Source organism: Candidatus Syntrophocurvum alkaliphilum (genome assembly GCF_009734445.1).
GTDB lineage: Bacteria > Bacillota > Syntrophomonadia > Syntrophomonadales > Syntrophomonadaceae > Syntrophocurvum > Syntrophocurvum alkaliphilum.
The window spans coordinates 341,342-359,395 of the sequence record NZ_CP046457.1 but is presented as its reverse complement, the minus strand read 5'-3'; the positions used below and the strand labels follow the sequence as shown (position 1 = coordinate 359,395).

The 18,054-nt window shown below is 31.3% G+C and carries 22 protein-coding genes; all 22 read right to left on the bottom strand.

The features are described from left to right. Positions 1 to 4 precede the first annotated feature (4 nt). Positions 5 to 1,915, bottom strand: coding sequence for an acetyl-CoA carboxylase biotin carboxyl carrier protein (accB, locus tag SYNTR_RS01750; RefSeq protein ID WP_156202901.1), 1,911 nt, complete (start codon positions 1,913 to 1,915; stop codon positions 5 to 7). A gap of 418 nt (positions 1,916 to 2,333) precedes the next feature. After that, a complete protein-coding gene (locus SYNTR_RS01745; RefSeq protein WP_156202900.1) occupies positions 2,334 to 2,867 on the bottom strand; it encodes a SpoIIIAH-like family protein in 534 nt (177 codons plus the stop codon). Positions 2,868 to 2,869: 2 nt separating this feature from the next. Next, entirely contained in the window at positions 2,870 to 3,463 is a 594-nt protein-coding gene (locus SYNTR_RS01740; protein WP_156202899.1) for a hypothetical protein, read from the bottom strand. A 4-nt stretch (positions 3,464 to 3,467) separates the two neighbouring features. Continuing rightward, positions 3,468 to 4,052, bottom strand: coding sequence for a stage III sporulation protein AF (locus tag SYNTR_RS01735; RefSeq protein WP_156202898.1), 585 nt, complete (start codon positions 4,050 to 4,052; stop codon positions 3,468 to 3,470). A gap of 12 nt (positions 4,053 to 4,064) precedes the next feature. Next, complete coding sequence (spoIIIAE, locus tag SYNTR_RS01730; RefSeq protein WP_156202897.1) at positions 4,065 to 5,246, bottom strand: stage III sporulation protein AE; 1,182 nt, start codon at positions 5,244 to 5,246, stop codon at positions 4,065 to 4,067. Between the two features lie 23 nt (positions 5,247 to 5,269). Continuing rightward, a complete protein-coding gene (gene spoIIIAD / locus SYNTR_RS01725) occupies positions 5,270 to 5,659 on the bottom strand; it encodes a stage III sporulation protein AD (RefSeq protein ID WP_156202896.1) in 390 nt (129 codons plus the stop codon). A gap of 61 nt (positions 5,660 to 5,720) precedes the next feature. Next, on the bottom strand, positions 5,721 to 5,915 hold the full coding sequence (spoIIIAC, locus tag SYNTR_RS01720; RefSeq protein WP_156202895.1) for a stage III sporulation protein AC: 195 nt from the start codon (positions 5,913 to 5,915) through the stop codon (positions 5,721 to 5,723). 65 nt (positions 5,916 to 5,980) lie between these two features. Beyond that, the gene (locus tag SYNTR_RS01715) at positions 5,981 to 6,505 is read right to left on the bottom strand and encodes a hypothetical protein (RefSeq protein ID WP_156202894.1); all 525 of its coding nucleotides are present in this window, start codon (positions 6,503 to 6,505) and stop codon (positions 5,981 to 5,983) included. Position 6,506: 1 nt separating this feature from the next. After that, entirely contained in the window at positions 6,507 to 7,460 is a 954-nt protein-coding gene (gene spoIIIAA / locus SYNTR_RS01710) for a stage III sporulation protein AA (RefSeq protein WP_156202893.1), read from the bottom strand. 173 nt (positions 7,461 to 7,633) lie between these two features. Further along, a complete protein-coding gene (locus SYNTR_RS01705; protein WP_156202892.1) occupies positions 7,634 to 8,092 on the bottom strand; it encodes a CD1247 N-terminal domain-containing protein in 459 nt (152 codons plus the stop codon). 91 nt (positions 8,093 to 8,183) lie between these two features. Next, entirely contained in the window at positions 8,184 to 8,741 is a 558-nt protein-coding gene (efp, locus tag SYNTR_RS01700; RefSeq protein WP_156202891.1) for an elongation factor P, read from the bottom strand. Positions 8,742 to 8,754: 13 nt separating this feature from the next. Then, positions 8,755 to 9,783, bottom strand: a complete 1,029-nt coding sequence (locus SYNTR_RS01695; RefSeq protein ID WP_243140216.1) for a M24 family metallopeptidase — start codon at positions 9,781 to 9,783, stop codon at positions 8,755 to 8,757. A 54-nt stretch (positions 9,784 to 9,837) separates the two neighbouring features. Beyond that, entirely contained in the window at positions 9,838 to 10,236 is a 399-nt protein-coding gene (gene aroQ / locus SYNTR_RS01690; RefSeq protein WP_243140249.1) for a type II 3-dehydroquinate dehydratase, read from the bottom strand. Between the two features lie 142 nt (positions 10,237 to 10,378). After that, positions 10,379 to 10,576: a hypothetical protein gene (locus SYNTR_RS01685; protein ID WP_156202889.1), complete on the bottom strand. Its 198-nt coding sequence runs from the start codon at positions 10,574 to 10,576 to the stop codon at positions 10,379 to 10,381. Between the two features lie 12 nt (positions 10,577 to 10,588). Beyond that, a complete protein-coding gene (locus SYNTR_RS01680) occupies positions 10,589 to 11,929 on the bottom strand; it encodes a TldD/PmbA family protein (RefSeq protein WP_156202888.1) in 1,341 nt (446 codons plus the stop codon). 24 nt (positions 11,930 to 11,953) lie between these two features. Next, the gene (locus SYNTR_RS01675) at positions 11,954 to 13,354 is read right to left on the bottom strand and encodes a TldD/PmbA family protein (RefSeq protein WP_156202887.1); all 1,401 of its coding nucleotides are present in this window, start codon (positions 13,352 to 13,354) and stop codon (positions 11,954 to 11,956) included. Between the two features lie 176 nt (positions 13,355 to 13,530). Next, positions 13,531 to 14,079: a hypothetical protein gene (locus SYNTR_RS01670; RefSeq protein WP_156202886.1), complete on the bottom strand. Its 549-nt coding sequence runs from the start codon at positions 14,077 to 14,079 to the stop codon at positions 13,531 to 13,533. Between the two features lie 2 nt (positions 14,080 to 14,081). Beyond that, a complete protein-coding gene (locus SYNTR_RS01665) occupies positions 14,082 to 14,621 on the bottom strand; it encodes a PilN domain-containing protein (protein WP_156202885.1) in 540 nt (179 codons plus the stop codon). Next, a complete protein-coding gene (pilM, locus tag SYNTR_RS01660; protein ID WP_156202884.1) occupies positions 14,621 to 15,595 on the bottom strand; it encodes a type IV pilus biogenesis protein PilM in 975 nt (324 codons plus the stop codon). The genes SYNTR_RS01665 and pilM overlap by 1 nt, the downstream gene beginning before the upstream one ends. A 139-nt stretch (positions 15,596 to 15,734) precedes the next feature. Continuing rightward, complete coding sequence (locus SYNTR_RS01655) at positions 15,735 to 17,120, bottom strand: pilus assembly PilX N-terminal domain-containing protein (protein WP_156202883.1); 1,386 nt, start codon at positions 17,118 to 17,120, stop codon at positions 15,735 to 15,737. Continuing rightward, on the bottom strand, positions 17,120 to 17,611 hold the full coding sequence (locus tag SYNTR_RS01650; RefSeq protein ID WP_156202882.1) for a PulJ/GspJ family protein: 492 nt from the start codon (positions 17,609 to 17,611) through the stop codon (positions 17,120 to 17,122). Before SYNTR_RS01650 ends, SYNTR_RS01655 begins: the two co-directional genes overlap by 1 nt. Then, a complete protein-coding gene (locus SYNTR_RS01645) occupies positions 17,608 to 18,048 on the bottom strand; it encodes a type IV pilus modification PilV family protein (RefSeq protein ID WP_156202881.1) in 441 nt (146 codons plus the stop codon). The genes SYNTR_RS01650 and SYNTR_RS01645 overlap by 4 nt, the downstream gene beginning before the upstream one ends. Positions 18,049 to 18,054 lie beyond the last annotated feature (6 nt).

The window sequence follows — 18,054 nt, the reverse complement described above, 5'->3', positions numbered from 1 at the left end:
ACTCCTATTTTTTATCTATTAAAAATAGTGTTTGTCCATATTCTACCGGTTCAGCATTTTCTACACATATTTGTGCAATAGTACCATCAAACTCTGCTTTTATTTCATTCATTAATTTCATGGCTTCAACAATACAAAGTGTTTGCCCCTTTTCTACTATATCTCCCACCTGAACATAAGGATCAGAGTCTGGTGATGGTGCAGCATAGAAAGTGCCTACCATTGGCGAACTAACTTCCTCTAAATCATCACTAGAAACCTCTACCTCTACTTCTTCTTCCTCTATTTTTTCCTTTACTGGTTTATTAGTCACTTCATTGGAAGATATCTCATTTTTATCACTTACTGATTTTCTTAAACTTAAGCGATAATCATCCTTCTGTACGTCAAGCTCTGCAACAGAAGTTTGGTCAATTAGCAAAATAAGTTCTCTAATATCATCTATATTCATGTCTTCATCTCCCCTGTTCAATGGTCTTTTTTTGGATTTAGTAAGCTTTTGCTTCTTAGAAATGTTACTTTCCTGTTCTAATTCCTCACTCACTTCATCTGCTGATAATATTTGGGGTTTATCTTCATCGCCTCTGTTTTGACGGAATTCCAGATATTTAAGTGCTACTTGAGGAAATAAAAGATAAGATAGTATATCTTCTTCAGTTTCAGCTAAATGCTGTATTTCTTGTTTACCTTTGTCCCAAGCAGGTTCTAATAAGTTTGCAGGGCGTTCAGTTACAACCACTTCATCACCAATTATCTTTTCTTTTATTTCATTATTAATAGTTTCAGGTGGCTTACCATACAAGCCACGAACATAATCTTTCACTTCACCTGGACAAAGCTTATATCTTTCGCCCGTCAGTACATTTAAAACAGCCTGTATTCCAATTATTTGGCTTGTAGGGGTAACTAAAGGTGGATATCCTAAATCTTCTCTTACTCTAGGTATTTCTTCCAATACATCTTCCATTTTATCAGAAGCATTTTGTTCTTCTAATTGTGATACTAAATTGGTAATCATACCACCAGGAACCTGATGTTCGAACACCTTCATGTCTGTAATCCTTGTAACCCCGCGCTCAAAACCTTTATGTTTGCGTATCTGCTCAAAATGAGTAGCTACATTAAATAGTTTGCTCAAATCAAGACCTGTATCCCAATCAGTATATTGTAGTGCTCTAACAATTGTTTCAACAGGAGGTTGGGATGAGCCAAATGCCATTGGTACACTTGCAGTATCAATAACATCAACACCTGCTTCTGCGGCTTTTAAACATGCTGCAATAGCTAACCCTCCAATGTAATGTGTATGTAATTGTACTGGTATATTTAGTTTTTCCTTTAAAGCTGATACTAAATCATAGGATACATATGGTGCTAAAAGACCAGCCATATCCTTAATACATATCGAATCGGCGCCCATATCCTGAAGCTTTAAAGCAGTATCAACAAAATGATCCATTGAATGAACTGGACTAATAGTATAAACAACACATGCTTGAACATGTTTACCTGTTTTCTTAGTTGCTTTTATACTAGTTTCTAAATTTCTAATATCATTCAATGCATCAAAAACACGAAAGATATCTATGCCATTTTCTGCTGATTTTTGAACAAATCTTTCTACTATATCATCTGAATAATGCATATACCCTACTAATGACTGACCTCTTAACAACATTTGAAGTTCAGTATTTTTCACATATTTTCTAATTGTACGCAATCTTTCCCAAGGATCTTCATTCAGATAACGCAAACACACATCATATGTAGCTCCACCCCAAACCTCAAGCGAATGATATCCAATATTATCTAAGGTTTCAAGAACGGGAAGCATGTCATCAGTTGTCATTCTTGTTGCCCATAAACTTTGGTGACCATCCCGTAAGCTAGTATCTGTAATTTTTATCTTACCCATTTTTGTTTACCTCCCTGTTAAAGCCAATTATCATTATTATATTTATTAGTTCGTAATTTTAATTCCACTGTAAAAAGCCACTCATTGTCCTTTATTTCGGTTTTAGCTTAACACTTATCATCTAGGTTTTTCACCTTAATCTATACAACCCTTACTATTCGGGGTTTTAACAAACAAGTTAGCTAAGCGTTAAGTTTTTTTAATTGCTTTTTGTAGCAGAACCAATTTTTATATATGAAGTTTTATATGTATACAAATATACTCAGACCATAGGTCTGAGTATTATAAACTGTAAACATTATAATTATAAATAGATTATATTTCAATGAAATAAGTCATGTATACTAAAAACAAAACATCTAAAAAATTAATCTTTGCCTTAAGGTTACTATATTTATACTAAAAAAGTAAAGAAAATTTATTCAGGTTCATGTATTATTATACTTACTTTATCTTCACTACAACCAGTTGCACTACTAACTAATTTTTTTATTTCTTCTTCCTTATCAACCCTTAATGCTGTTGATTCTACTACTACAGTAGTAGTTTCTGGCATAATTATAACAACACATTCTTTAAAGCCTTTAGATTTGATAAAACTTTCTGCTTTTAGTTCTTTTTCAATATCTTCAGTTATTGCAACTAATCTTTCTGAAGCTACTTCTTTTGCACGTGGCTCTTGTGACTGATCATTAATAATATCACGTAATAATTCTATCTGTTTTCCCCTTACCCTTTCACGCTCTATTCTATACTGAGCAAAAAATGTAGTCTTTTTTTCGTCTTTATTTTCTTTTATTTGTTTTTCAATCTCCCCAGTAATAACTGATTCATTTTGTTCCTCGTTTTCACTGACTGGTTCTTGTAAGGTTAGATTTACTAAACTTATCCCTACTATAAGTATTAGTATACTAACTATACCTATAATTGTTTTTTTACGATTTAACACCATTTTCAATCCCCCTTCCTAGGCACTACCCTTACTTGGTGGGGAGATATGTTCAAAAGGGTTGATGTAACATCAGTTAGTTTTTCTTTTATAACTGAGCTTCTTGCTCCTTCTGCAACTACTAATACTCCAACTACCTCTGGTGATTTTTTTTCTAGTAATAAGGCCTCTCCAGTAGAAACTGCTAAATCTCTAGTTTGATTTTCCTCTATAATCTTTCTATCTCCGCCAGTGTTATCTGTTTCATAAGTTTCTCTTCTTTCATCTCTCTTGTTCGTGGCATATGTTTTTACACCCTCTGACGAAAGATTTAGACTAACATTTACTATACCAGCTCCGTTTATTTGACTAAGAATTGCCTCTAATTCTCTAGAAAGTTCATTTTTAACATTGCCCGTTTCAACGCTTGACTGTTTAATATTTGTTGAATCTATAATTTTGGTAGTCTCTTCCTCAGGTGTTTTGCCCATAGGCCAAATTAGTGCTAATATCCCTAAACTAATTATTAAAACCAACAAATATTTGCTCTTTTTTCCCATATTGGGTAGTTTCTCCGTTTTTTCTTTGTCATCTGACCCCCTAATCCATTCCTCTATCATAATTTTAACCCCCTTGAAATTCTATTTGTATATCAACATCTTTTAATCCAAAGACATTGTTAATTACCGTTATAATTCTATTTTCTAGATTAGTATAATCGACATATTCATCAGTTGAGCTTTCAGTATTTAATATATCTACTGATTCAATTTCTTCAATGTCGCTATTGTTTTCAGGTGTAACTTCTAAATATATTTTTTCAATAATCCCATCTTGATCTGTTTTCAACTCTGTTTGGACTTCTTCAACACCAGGAACAAGTAATGCCATTGAGCTTATTTGACCCTGCATTTTTTCAAGTACAGTATTACTACTAACATTCACTATTCTTTCATTAAGCTCTTGAGCATCAACCATTATTTTTTCCTCAATAGACTCATCAACTGTATAATCCCAAAAATCTAATTTTAAATCATGATTGCTAAAAATAAAGCTTAAGGCAGGATTTAATATTGCTATTAATACAAATAATCCTACTGCGAATCGAACAAATGGTTTTATACTGCCATCAGGTAACAATAATTCTAAAAAACTTGCAATAATAATTATTACTAAGAGGCTTTGGACTATAGTTATTAGTACTTCCATATCAACCCCCCATTAACGAGTCATCATATGATTAGTCATTCCAGCTAACATTGCTAGCATTATTAAAAACATTAAACCCACAGAAGCTACAGCAGATAACATTAGAAAGAGATGAGTACTCATTATTTCTAATACAGAAGCTGTTCTAGAATCACCAATCGGCTCAACTATTGCGGCTGCTATTTTATAAATTAAAGCTATAGCTGCAATTTTTAATAAAGGAAAAAGAATAATACCAAATATTATTAAAACTCCGTATATACTAACAGCTTGCTTAAGTAATATTACATATCCCGCAGCTACCTCTATAGTATCGGAAAACATTTTACCTACAACGGGTATTGCATTATCAGTAACAAATTTAGTAGTACGGAGAGTAACCTTATCTAAAACAGAAGCATAAACAGCTCTTAAAGTAACAATCCCAACAAATATAGTTAAAAAGAAACCTAATGATAATTGTGCAAGCTGACTAACAAACTTAGCCATACGAGCAACTTTAACCGTATCTGACATTTGATTTATTATGTGTAATAAAGCTGACATAATAATTAGAGGAAAAACTACTGATTTAATTAAATTAGCAAAGACTGTAGCTGCTGACATTAGTACAGGAAAAACCATTAATGAAGTATTTATATTCCCTAATCCAGCTATAAGTATTACCATCTGAGGAAGCATTGCCATCATAAAAGCGACCATATTATCAATAGTTTGATGACCTATATTTAATACAATTTGGAATGAATTTAGTGCAATAGCACTAAGAGCAAGAAAACAAGCTAAATATGAAACTTTAGCAATACTAGATGAAAATGAATTTTGCAAATTAACTAATAAAGCTGACAAAACAGATAATAATAATATTTTTCCCAATAAACTTGAGTTAGCTAAAATCTCTTTAAATAAACCTTGGAGTATATTTTCACATACTTCAGCAAAATCAAATGACCATTCACCTCTAACAAAGCCAATTATCCAATCCTTGACCGTTTTATTTTCAAAAAATGGACTTATTTCATCATCAATTTGGTTTTTATACTCTTCTAATGTGCTCATGTCTAAACTATGTAAAGCCTCGTGTATAGAAACAACTGATTGTGCACTCTCGTGATCATCAAAACTATATGCAATAGCTGATGGTACCAGTATAAAAATTGTTATTAGAATAGATATTGCTAATATCTTTTTCATAATCAACACTCACTTTAATTAAATTATCTTGGCATTAATTCCATTAGAGAATCTAATATAGCTATCATTATTGGTAGAGCAAGAACAGCAATTATAATTTTTGCAGCAAACTCTACTTTTTTTGCTACTGCATGTTCTCCAGCATCCTGACAAATCGCTGCAGCAAATTCTCCTAAGTAAGCTACACCCAGGATTTTTAGTATTGTAGTTAAGAAAAAGTAATTCATCTCAGCACGCCTAGCTAATTCCTGCATTACATTAACAATAGCTGCCATTTTGTCCATTAGAAACATAAAAATCATTACACCAAACACCAAGCTTAGCATTATTGCCATGACTGGTTTTTGCTGTCGTAGTATCATTAAAAGCATCGTAGTGATTAATGCCATCCCCACAATTTGAGCAATTTCCACTAAACTCGCTCCTTTTCAAACTATATGTATTTGGGGTATAAATAACAGTATTAATTATGAACTATAATTTAAATACTGAGCGTACAACCGTGAATAATTGGCTCATTAATTGAACTACGATAATAAATACAACTACTACTCCTGCTAGCGTTAGTAGTTCGGCCTGTTCTTCTTTCTTAGCTTGTTTTAAAACTATGGTTAAAACGGAAATAAGTATTCCTATACCAGCAATTCGAAACAGAATATCAATATCCATAAATTTACCCCCATTTCTCAAAATAAAAAGTAATAAAATGTTTTCATAAGTGTTTTAACATTTATCTAAATAAGTAAAAGAACAATCATGGCTCCTAAAATAAATCCGCCATAAGTCCATAGTTTTTGACCTGAATTTACTTCTGCTCTGGCTTTTTCTTCTTGAATAACTAACTCTTCTTGAATTAAATTAAAAAATTTTCTTTGCTCAAAAGCATCAGACATGCCAATTTGAAGTGCTATAGAACGTAGTAACTCGATATCCTCGGGTTTTAAATCAGAATTTTTGTACAATTTTTCTAGACCTTTTTCCCACGCTTCTGCAGCTGTAACCCCTTCTTTATTGCTTAGTGCCTTTGAGCTCTCTTTGAATAAACCATTTACTGGAAATGGGGAAAAATTTGCTGTTCTTTCTAATGCTCGCGATAAAGGGGTATGCATATAACTTATTTCCTTTTCCAAAAAACCAATAGCTAAACGCAGAGATTTTATTTCTTCTACTCTATTTTGAATTTTTTTAGCACCTAGAAGACCAAAAACACCACAACCTCCTATGACTAATGCTATTCCAATAGTTTTAATTAAAAACATATTAATCCCACCTTACTACTTCTTCGATGGAACCGGGTCCATTACGCCTAGACAGTATAATCCCAATTTTAAAAGCTCCACTTGAAATTAAACCTTTTAAAATAGGTCGCTTTTTTACTTCTTCAATATTTTTAGCATGAACTGTAGTAATTACAGTCACACCAGCATTTATACATTCTTCAATAGCTTCAACATCTTTTTTTCTGCCAATTTCATCAGTTACTACGACTTGAGGAGATAACGACCTGGTCGCCATTATCATCCCCATTGCTTTAGGACAAGAATCAAGTACATCAGTCCTAGGTCCAACATCAAGCTGTGGTATTCCTTTAAAAGATCCAGCTAATTCCGAACGTTCATCAATAAGGGCTACATTAAGACCTTTATTATTTCTATAACCTTTAGAAATAGCACGAGCAATATCCCGTAAAATTGTTGTTTTACCACACCTAGGAGGTGATATAATCAAGGTATTTTTAGGAAGAGATCGTTGTGGGTAAATTAATGGTAAAATATGTACACTGCAGTTGTTTATTTCCCGAGCTACCCTAATAGCTATACCGGAAAAATCTTTTATTGTTTTAATATCTCCTCCGTTTAAAACCACCTGACCGGCAAGCCCTACTCTATGACCACCTGGTATAGTAATAAAACCTCTTTTTATTTCTTCTTCAAATGCATAAAGTGAATTATCACTTATTGAAGCTATTGTGCGATACAAGTCTACTTCGTCGGCTATATAACCTTCATCTAGTTCATCAGTAAATATCCCTTTATTATTAACTGTATAATCCTTATCGCCTAGTTTTATTATCAAAGGTTTACCACAACGAAGTCTTATTTCTTCTAATAAAGTATAATCTTGGCTTCTTAAATTAAGAATTAAATCTTTTATTTTAGGCGATAGGTAAGGGATAATATCCTTTTTTATGTTATTTTCATCTCGACAGAACATCTTACCACCACCCTTGCTTTAAATAGATATTGGACTGTCCAAAAAAATATGCCATCTTATTGTAAATTAGTTAATAAATAGCTCAATAAACTTAAAAAGTCATGCTTTTTAAAAAGCATGACCACTAATTAACCAAAAAAAAAAGAACGCAAACGCGTTCTTTTTAATATTTTTTAAGATGGTGAAGGATTAGAAAAATCTAATGTACCATCTCCTTCTTCATAAACATAATCAAATGAACCATCATTAATGAAAACAACTTCATTGCATTTTGGACAAATTATTTCCACTACATCATCAACATCTAAGACATCACTTTCAAAATATATCGGTTCTCCACAATCATCACAACTTAATTCTACATAATCAGTATCTTCTGAATATAAGTAGTCATTATCAAAATCCATTTCATCATATATATCTTCTTCTAATACACAAAGATCCTCATCAATACTTTCAACATATTCTTTCATATCCTCAAAATCTTCTTCTATATCTGTTATCCTATCGGCTATTTCATTTAAAACCTCTAGCATACCAGATAAAATTTTGCCTTGAGGAGAATTATCTGCTATATTAAGCCCTTCACTTAAGCCTTGCAAATAACTGACTTTTTCACAAATATCTCTCACGTTTAAACCTCCTTCTTTTTATGAACCATCATTAATTTAATAATAGTATTTGTCCAAAAAAGGAGATTTACACTAGAATTTTATTTTTTCTTTATGCTCTTTCCATATATTGCCCTGTGCGGGTATCAATACGTAATTTATCACCTGTTTCTATAAATAAAGGTACTTGGACTGTAACTCCTGTTTCAACTGTAGCACCTTTTGTTGCACCTGTTGCAGTATCACCTTTAATACCTGGTTCTGTTTCAACAACCTCTAATTCAACAAAATTAGGTAGTTCAACACCTATAATATTGTTCTGGAAAAACAGTACATGTATGTTCATATTTTCAAGTAACCATTTAGAACCTTCACCTAGTATTTCATCAGAAATAGATATTTGTTCAAAATCTTGATTGTCCATGAATACAAAACCATCGCCATCATTGTATAAATATTGCATTTCTTTTCTTTCTAAATGTGCTTTATTTACCTTCTCTCCACCACGAAATGTTTTTTCGATTATTCCACCAGTTTTAATGTTTTTCAATTTTGAACGAACAAATGCTGCTCCTTTACCTGGCTTTACATGCTGAAAATCAACAACTTGATAAGCTTGATCATCTAATTCAATTGTTAATCCCGTTTTAAAATCATTTACAGAAATCATTACTATCCCTCCACTATATAATTAGTAATTTTTTATCAGATTGGGTTATAACCTCGCAGTCCCCATTTTTAACTATTACGGTATCTTCTATCCTTATTCCTCCCCATCCGGGGATATAAATACCTGGCTCAACAGTCACTACCATATTTTCTTCTAATAACATTTTGCTAGTTGATGATAATCTCGGGTTTTCATGCACCTCTAATCCTACCCCATGTCCTGTACTATGTGCAAAATAAGAATCTAAATCATACTTTTTTAAATATGTTCGTACTTTATCATCAACTTCAGAACAAACCACTCCAGCTCTTACTGAAGATAAACCTATTTTTTGAGCTTCTAATAGTCTTTTATATAAATCATAAAACTTAGAATAACTTTCCTTTACTATAACTGTTCTAGTCATATCAGAAGCATAACCTTTGTAAAAACCGCCAAAATCCATTGTAACCATATCTTTTTCTTCAAGCAATTTGTCATCCGGCTTCCCATGAGGCAATGAAGCTTTCTTTCCTGAAACTACAATAGTATCAAATGCGTGTTTTTCAGCTCCGTATTCTTTTAAAAGTAACTCTATTCTATTAGCAATTACCTTTTCTTTTACTCCTGGTTTTATATATTTTTTTATTTCACTAAAAACTTTATCTCCTATACTAGCAGCAAACCGCAACAGTTCTAGTTCTGATTCTTCTTTTTTCACTCTAAGCTGTTCTATAATATTAGTATATCCTTCTATCGAGTTATAATATTTTTTTAAGTTAGTATAATCTGCATAAGACATTGCCTCAGCTTCAAATCCTATTTTATTTATTTTCAAATCTAGGTTTGTTAAAAAATTAAAGCCAGGTTGTGTGTTTTTAACTAGTTCCCAATCATTTGAGCACTCTTTTTCAACTTGTTCATAATATCTAGAATCTGTAATAATATAAAGCTCATCATTAGTAACTAATAGCTTAGCATCTGCTCCTGCACTAAAATTAGATATATACCTTATATTTTCTGGCTTAGTTATTAAAAAACCCTCTATGTTTTCATTATTCATTAAAGTCCTAAATTTTTCAATACGATTAATAATTACCATCCACCTCAATCATTATTAATTGATTAAATAAGAATATGCTGCTTTTAAAGCTAAAAAATAGCTATCAACACCGAGGCCATATATTCCTCCTAATGCAGCAGTAGCAGTTATTGAGTTATGTCTAAATGATTCACGAGAATATATGTTAGATATGTGTACTTCTATATATGGTATTTCAACACTTTTTAGTGCATCTAATAAAGCAATACTATAGTGAGTTAGTGCCCCTGGATTTATTATAATAAAATCTATAACATTATTAGATTTATGTATTTTATCTATTAAATTACCCTCATGATTTGACTGGAAAAATTCTATATTAAGCCCTAGTTCATAAGCTTGTTTTTTTAGTTGTTCATTTATTATCTCTAAGCTGATATCTCCATATACTTCTTTTTCCCTCTTACCTAACATATTTAGATTAGGACCATTTATAACTAAAACATTTTTTTCACTGTCAGAATTCAATATAATCACTCCAATGCTATTAATACAAAATAATTTATAATTATTCATCATTTGCTTTGCAAATATATTTTGGCAGTGGAATCTATTCTTAATTCTGATTCCACTGCCAAAAGCTAAACTTAGAGTATGGAATCGGCTGAGCTAAACCAGCTAACATTAAAGGGATGGCTTTTACCAAAGTTTCTGATAAAGCATAGGTACTACCAAAAGCCCCATTAAACATTCGTATATATGTATTTAGCGGATCATAACCATAAAGATAAAGGAAGGCGACCTTCGCGTACACATTTTTTCTGATTTATTCTCCACCAACACTAATACTTTTTAATCTTATTGTTGAAGCTGCTTTACTTCCAAAAAATCGCAAATCATTCCCAACAGAATCTATGTCTTGTAAAAAATCAATTAAATTTCCCGCAATAGTTATGCCCCTAACGGGAATTGTCAATTTCCCATTTTCTATTAAAATACCAGCTGCTCCCACTGAGTAATCTCCTGATATGGGATTTGCTGTATGCATACCTAAAACCTCTGTTATATACAACCCTTTTTCTATATCTCCAATTAAATTCTCAGGACTAGCTTCACCGGGAGATATCATAAAATTACTCGTCCCAACAGACGGAAGTGTTCTAAAAGAACCCCTTTGTCCATTTCCTGTCGAAGTTACTCCTGCTTTATTTGCAGTATAAGTATCATATAAAAATCCTTTTAAAATCCCATTTTCAATTAATACATTATTTTGTGATGGGACTCCCTCACTGTCAAAAGGAAATGTAGCAATACCATCCTTAAAGGTAGCATCATCTACAATGTTTAACACTTTTGAACCTATCTGCTCCCCTTCTTTGCCAATAAACATTGATTTGCCTTTTTGCACAGAATCTGCTAAAACAGAATGAGCTAATACTCCCATAAACTTTGTAGCAACATATGGATCTAAAATGCAAGGAAGTTTTGCAGATTTCATGCTTTTAGCATTTAAGCTTCTTAATGCATTTTTAGCAGCTTCTTCCCCCACTTTCTTTGGCTCTAAATCGTTTATTTTGCTCTTCACCATCACTGAAAATCCATTTTCAGCACTATCATTTTCTTCAGCCACTAAAAAAATATATAAACCACTAAAGTTACCATTTCCAGCAGCAACTAACCCATTAGTATTCATTACAACTGATATAAACTCAGTATCTTCATAACCTGAACGCTCCACCAAACTTATCCTTTTATCTTGTGAGCGTGCAACCTCCTCAATTTCTTTAGACATGCTTACCTTATCTTCTAAAGAAACTTTTGCTATATTTGAATCAAATGTATCCATTGCCTCATAAGAAAAAGATCCTTTAGGTAAGATATTATTTTCATCAGCAGCCGAAAAAGCAGATATGGTTATAGCATTCTCGACGGCTTCCTTAATTGCATAATCTGTTAAATCACTTGTAAAGGAAAAACCTACTCTCCCATTATTTATAACTCTAAGACCCATGCCAATTTCTTCAGCTTCTTTTAAAGTTTCTACTTTTCCTCCTGATACCTCAATACTTAACTCTTTATCATAAAGCAGAAATACTTCTGCATCTACTCCCTTTTTTTTAGATAAATCTAAGGCTTTTTCTCCTGTATTAAGTAAATATTTTTCCATAATGTCACCTACTTTCAAATTTTTCTACTCATCACCCATTGCTGTTCCACCTACTGTCATTTCCTTTATTCTTATAGTAGGTTGTGCATCTGAGACTGGCACTCCTTGGCCATCTTTCCCACATACACCTATAGCAAAACCTAAATCATTGCCTACTTTATCAATATCAGCTAATGCTTTTGGTCCATTTCCACTTAAGGTAGCCCCTCGCACTGGGTATTTGATTTCTCCGTTTTCTATTATATATCCCTCTTGTACGTCAAATACAAAATCACCATTGGTGGTATTAACCTGTCCACCGCCCATCTTCTTAACCAATAAGCCTTTAGCTGTACTTTTTATTATTTCCTCGGGATCATCTTTCCCTGATGCTATATAGGTATTAGTCATCCTAGGTATAGGTTTATGTTGATAAGACTCTCGTCTACCATTCCCAGTAAAAGAAACCCCTTCTTTCTCTGCTGTAATATAATCATTCATATAATTTTTTAATACACCATTTTCAATCAAAACGTTTTTTTGAGTTGGGTTTCCTTCATCATCAAACCTTAATGTGCCATATTCACCCAGCATAGTTCCATCATCTATAACTGTTACACATTCTGCAGCAACTTTTTGTCCTAATTTACCTTTATATACTGATAACCCCTTTTGAACTAAATCTAATTCTAAACCATGCCCACATGCTTCATGCACCATAGTCCCTCCTGCTTCTGCCGACATTACAACAGGCATTCTACCAGCAGGAGCCTGTTTAGCAGAAAGCATTTTTATTGCTCTTAAACCTGCTTTTTCTGCTAAATCTTCTACAGAAAACTCACCAAAAATCTCCCAGCCTCGTACTCCAGCTACTGATTCATAACCTGTCTGAATAATGCCATCCCTTGCAGCAACAACATTAATCATAAATCTTACTCTTGCAAGCTCATCTTCTACTAATACCCCATTAGAATTGGCTATTTGTTTTTTTTTGTGAACATCTCCCACAGAAACTGTAACCTGTTTCACCTCTTCACCTAGACTTCGTGCTTTATTATTAGCTCTTAAAACTAAATCTATTTTGTCCTTAAAATCTACTGATTCCGGCATAACTTTATAGTCTATTTCAAAAGAAGGTTGCCTAGTTTCTAAGTTGATAGCAGTATCAACTTTTTCTTTAAATTCAGTTGCCTTTGCAGCCACTGTTGCAGTCTTTAGTAGTCCCTCTTCAGACAAATCATTGGTGTAAGCATACGCTGTATGACCATCTTTAATTACCCTTATTCCTGCGCCTTTTTCTCTACCATTATTAATTTTTTCGATTTTATCATCTTCACAAAATATACTATTTACTTTTTTTTCTTCTATATAAATTTCTGCAAAATCGCCACCTTTTGACATAGCTTCAGTTAAAACCTTTGATAGCACTATTTTGTCTAAAATCATAAAAAAACCTCCTTCATGGATATTTTTGCTAGGTTTAATATTAGACTACATTTAGAAGAATTGTCTATACTTAAGGTGTAACATATTTATTTAAATTACGTACTAAATATAGCCTCTCTTGTTAGTATATATTAACAACTAGTTTTCAATACCCTAAAGTATTAGCAAATACTTTATTAATACTCATTATTATCGTAGAACATCGTTAAATGAATGTTTAATCTAGCCGTTTCCTCTTCATCCCACAACAATTCAGTTTTCTCTATAACTATCAAGCGTTCTTTTCTTTCAATTGCATTTAAAAAATCTAGCAACTCCAAATCATTTCCAACTGCAGATAATATGTAACTAACATTCTTTATTAACTCATCAGAATCTATGTAATCGTTATCTCTATACACTATAGATATTAGATTAATATTCTTCTTTTGAGCAATTTCTTCTATTAAATTTATTACATCAGAAAGCAATGGATCATTAGGTATAAGTATTTGTTGTTTATAATGTTGCTCTTGTACTACAGAAAGCATTGTTTCTAAGTGTTCACTAGATACTTTCTTGTCATCTACTAACTCCACATAATTTGCTAATTGATTATTTTCTTGGCTAGCAGTCAATATTTTTTCTTGAGTAGGCAAATAAAACACATTGTAAAATAAATAAATTATACATAACCAAAATAATATAAAAAGAAATATTCTCTCTCTTAAAGACAAAGCTCTCACAATTACCCCTCCCACTTTACAGCAATACTAAAATCTATAATTTCTTCATCAGTAAGATTAGTAGATACTTCTTTAATTAAGCTCAAATCCTCTATATTGCTTAAATTGTTTATAAAAGCAGAAACATTCTTGTATCGTGCTGTACTTCCATAAATTAATACCATTTCATCAGTTAATTGAATTCTATATAAATTCACTTTAGCAGGCATATTTATTATTACACCTTTTATAATATCAGCAGTTATTTTGGGGGAGTGTATTTGATCTATAGCCTCTTGCCTTTTAAGAAATGCTTTTTCTAATTGGGTAACTTTAGACAAGTTTTCATTATATTCCATCAAATTATTTGCTGAAATTTCCAGTTGTTGATTTAATATAATTTGTTCATTTTTTTTATTGACTTGATAGTAATATAAAAAAAATATGCATCCACATATTAATAAACTTATTACGGTAAAGCTTATAATTTCAACTTTTAAAGGTGAAAGTAAAACTTTATCCTTTTCTGGTAATAAATTCACCCTTATCTTACTTTTCTCCATTAAGAAACCCCTCGCATAGCTAATCCTAATGCTATAGCTAAATCTGATTTAAATTTATCTTTTTCATTAGAATTATCAACCGACTTTAAAGCTAAAGACTCTAACATATTCAAGTTTCCTATTTTTATACTTAAATAATTTTCTAAAAACATTGATACATCTCTGATTTTAGCTCCTCCTCCAACTATATAAAGTATTTCTGGTTTTGTTTCTGCAAAATCAATTGAATATTGCAATTCGAGTAATAAACTTCGTATTAAGTCTGGGTCTTGCAGCAAAATATCATTTATACTTAACTGACTTAGTTCATCTATATTAAAATTTTCATACAAAGTAGATACTCCAAACGGAATATTTCTAATAAATAAAGGTATCCCTTCAGAAAGAAGTGCAAATGTAGAACAAGATGAGCCAATATTTAAATATGCATAAAACTCTATATCTTCATTAAGCAATCTATTTACAGCTAAGGGTTCAATATCAACAGCAGCTAATTTAAGTCCCGCTATTTTACATATGTTTTTCAATGCATCAATTTGATCTCTTTTAGCCGCAACATAAAAAACTTCTACTTTTTTAACATTTTCAGATTCTATTACTCTAATAGGATGGACATCATAGTAGGTGTTATTTATAGGTATTGGTGAAAAAGTAGCAGCCATATATCCTGCAGCTTTTTTAATTTCTTTTTTATTCATGTAAGGCATAACCAGTATTTTACTAAAAACTTGCTTACCATAAACTTGAGTTATTACTTTTTTTCCTTTTATATTTATATCTTTAGAAATTTCACCCAGTTTTTCCCCAAGATATTGAGTATTTAATATAGTTCCAGCATTTACTGCCATTTCAGAAATATTAGTTACAAAATGCTGTACTACTATCGGCGTATTTTTCTTAATACTTACTTCTACAATTTTAAGTTGTCTACTACCTATATCTAATCCCACAAAAGACTTTGTTGGAACCACCATTACATCACCTTCTTATTTGTCATTAGTACATAAATAATTTATCTTCACTACGTAAGGATAATAATTTTTATTAGCTAAATAACTAAGGTATAGTACCTACAAATGAATTACCTCTACGTAATAATAAAGACATTACCGTTTAGTAAGAATAAGAAATAATTTCTCCTATCCCTAAACTGCTAAGACGATACACAAAAGCATCCAATAATTTATTGCAGTATTGAAAGTTTATTTGACTAGGAGTATTATCCCAATCTGTATAATCTTCAAAACCTAGTAAATCATCATGTAAAGATATATTAATGTGTTCCCTTGAATTTAGAGAACCTTTTATATTTAAGTTTGTTATATAGGAATTAATTTTAATATCTTGATGAGAAAGTACATACAAATATAAACTGCATGAAAGGTTTGATTGGGGAGGATCATTCGGATAAAGATTTAGGCTTATTTTAGAGTTGCTTAGTAAAAACAAACTAATATCACTTAAATCAAATAAATCCTCAATATAAAAATCTAGTTTTAAATTAGCAGGTGAACATATAATTATAGGATTACTACCAGAAGAATATAGAATATCATCAACTAATTTATCATTTTGCCTTAATATAATCTTTAATGTTTGTTGTTGTTTAATATCAATATATAGCATATTAGCCTTGATATCATTTAAATTTAGATAATATATATTATCAGTTACCTTCTCTAATTTATCTTTATGTATTACTTCCCATTGACCTAAGTCTTTAGCACTCAAAGTTTCTAAACTTTGTATTTCAACATTATTAAGAGAAGGATTGTGAGTAGAGGTTATAATATAGTCACTATTAATTATAAAATCTCTTGTATCAAAAGCTTTAGACTCTTGAATCATGGTGTGCAAAATAGGTGGTTCTTTAGAATTTAAGTAATTAAAATAATTAAAAAAAGTAGAAATATCATCTATAGCATTATTTATACTATTTACACCAACAACTTCATTATTTAAGTTAATTTTACTCCAAGGATTCCAACCTGTTTCTATAAACCAACCTGAGTCTTCTTCATTGTCAATCCAATAAGAGTTTAACTCTTTCTCATTGTATTTTCCTGCAACTGATAATTTGTTGCTTCTTATAATATAAAAAGGATATCCTCTAAAGCTTAACACTACATTTAAATTAACTTCTGCATTTTTATAAGTACTTTCTACTTCCACTACAACTGTACCATCACTATTAAAATTATTTATGTTAAATGAATTTACCGCTACTTCTGATTCATCACTTAGTTTTATTTTATCTAGTGCTAAAACCTCACTTCTTATACTTTTTATAGTTTTTTCATTTCTTAATCCTTGGATAATAACATCACGTACTACTTCAACTCCAGAATTTGCAGCATATAAAGCTTTCTCATTAGCATAATCATAATTAACCATTTGGTATTCCATAAATGCTATTTTAGAAGCCGATATTGCTAATATACTTAATAGTAAGAAAACCATAAGTGTTAGTATTATTAAACTACCTCGTTCGTTTTTCATTAGTTATCACCAGTTGACCCTTGACCAGCAATCCATGATATGTTTTCATTCTGTGGTCTACAACTACCTTTAAGAGTATATTCTATTTGATTTTTCTTAGCTGTTATTTCATAGTTAACTATCTTATCAGGTGTTAAGGTATATTTAAGCATAATTATATTTTCTGCTGTTGGTACACCATTGCGCAGAAGTTCAGTCCGGTTGTTTTGGTTAGTATTCACCCTATATAAAACAGTTCTGTCGGTAATTAAAACTAATTCTTTATCATTAGAGATTTTAATATTGCTACTTTCTCTAATATCCTTTTTTAAAACTTCTTGCGCTTTCCTAGCAGAATACTGGAGTTCAGCCTGTATATGCTGTCTTTCAAATGAATTACTTCCAATCCATAAAAGAGACATTGACCCTATTACTATTAAACTTGTCATAGCAAGGGATATAACCAATTCAATTAATGTAAAACCTTGTTCACCACTATGTATGTTCATCATTTCTTTCCCACTATACTTACTAGTTCAAATAATTTTACCTTTTGCTTTTTACATGTAACTTCTATATTAACTATAAATAAGTTAGTCATTTCATGATGATTTTCAACATATACATTTATGCTCATCTCATCCAACTCTTGATTGAAAAATGTTTGATCAACACCAAATCCACCATTCTTTGCTTTTAAGCCTAGTTCTGTTTCAGAAATATAACCTTCTTTAAGGTTATATGAGTTTAAACGTATGTGTTCTAAAACTACTCCTGCATAACGCGATGATAAATTTTTATTGTATGCATTTAAAATCCATAAGCTTGAATTAGTAAATATACTTAAAGTCATCATAGCTATTAAAGTAACTATTAGTAGTGATACTAAAACTTCTAACAAGGTAAATCCCTTTTTATCTGAAAAAATCATTTTTGTTTTTTTATACATTTTGTT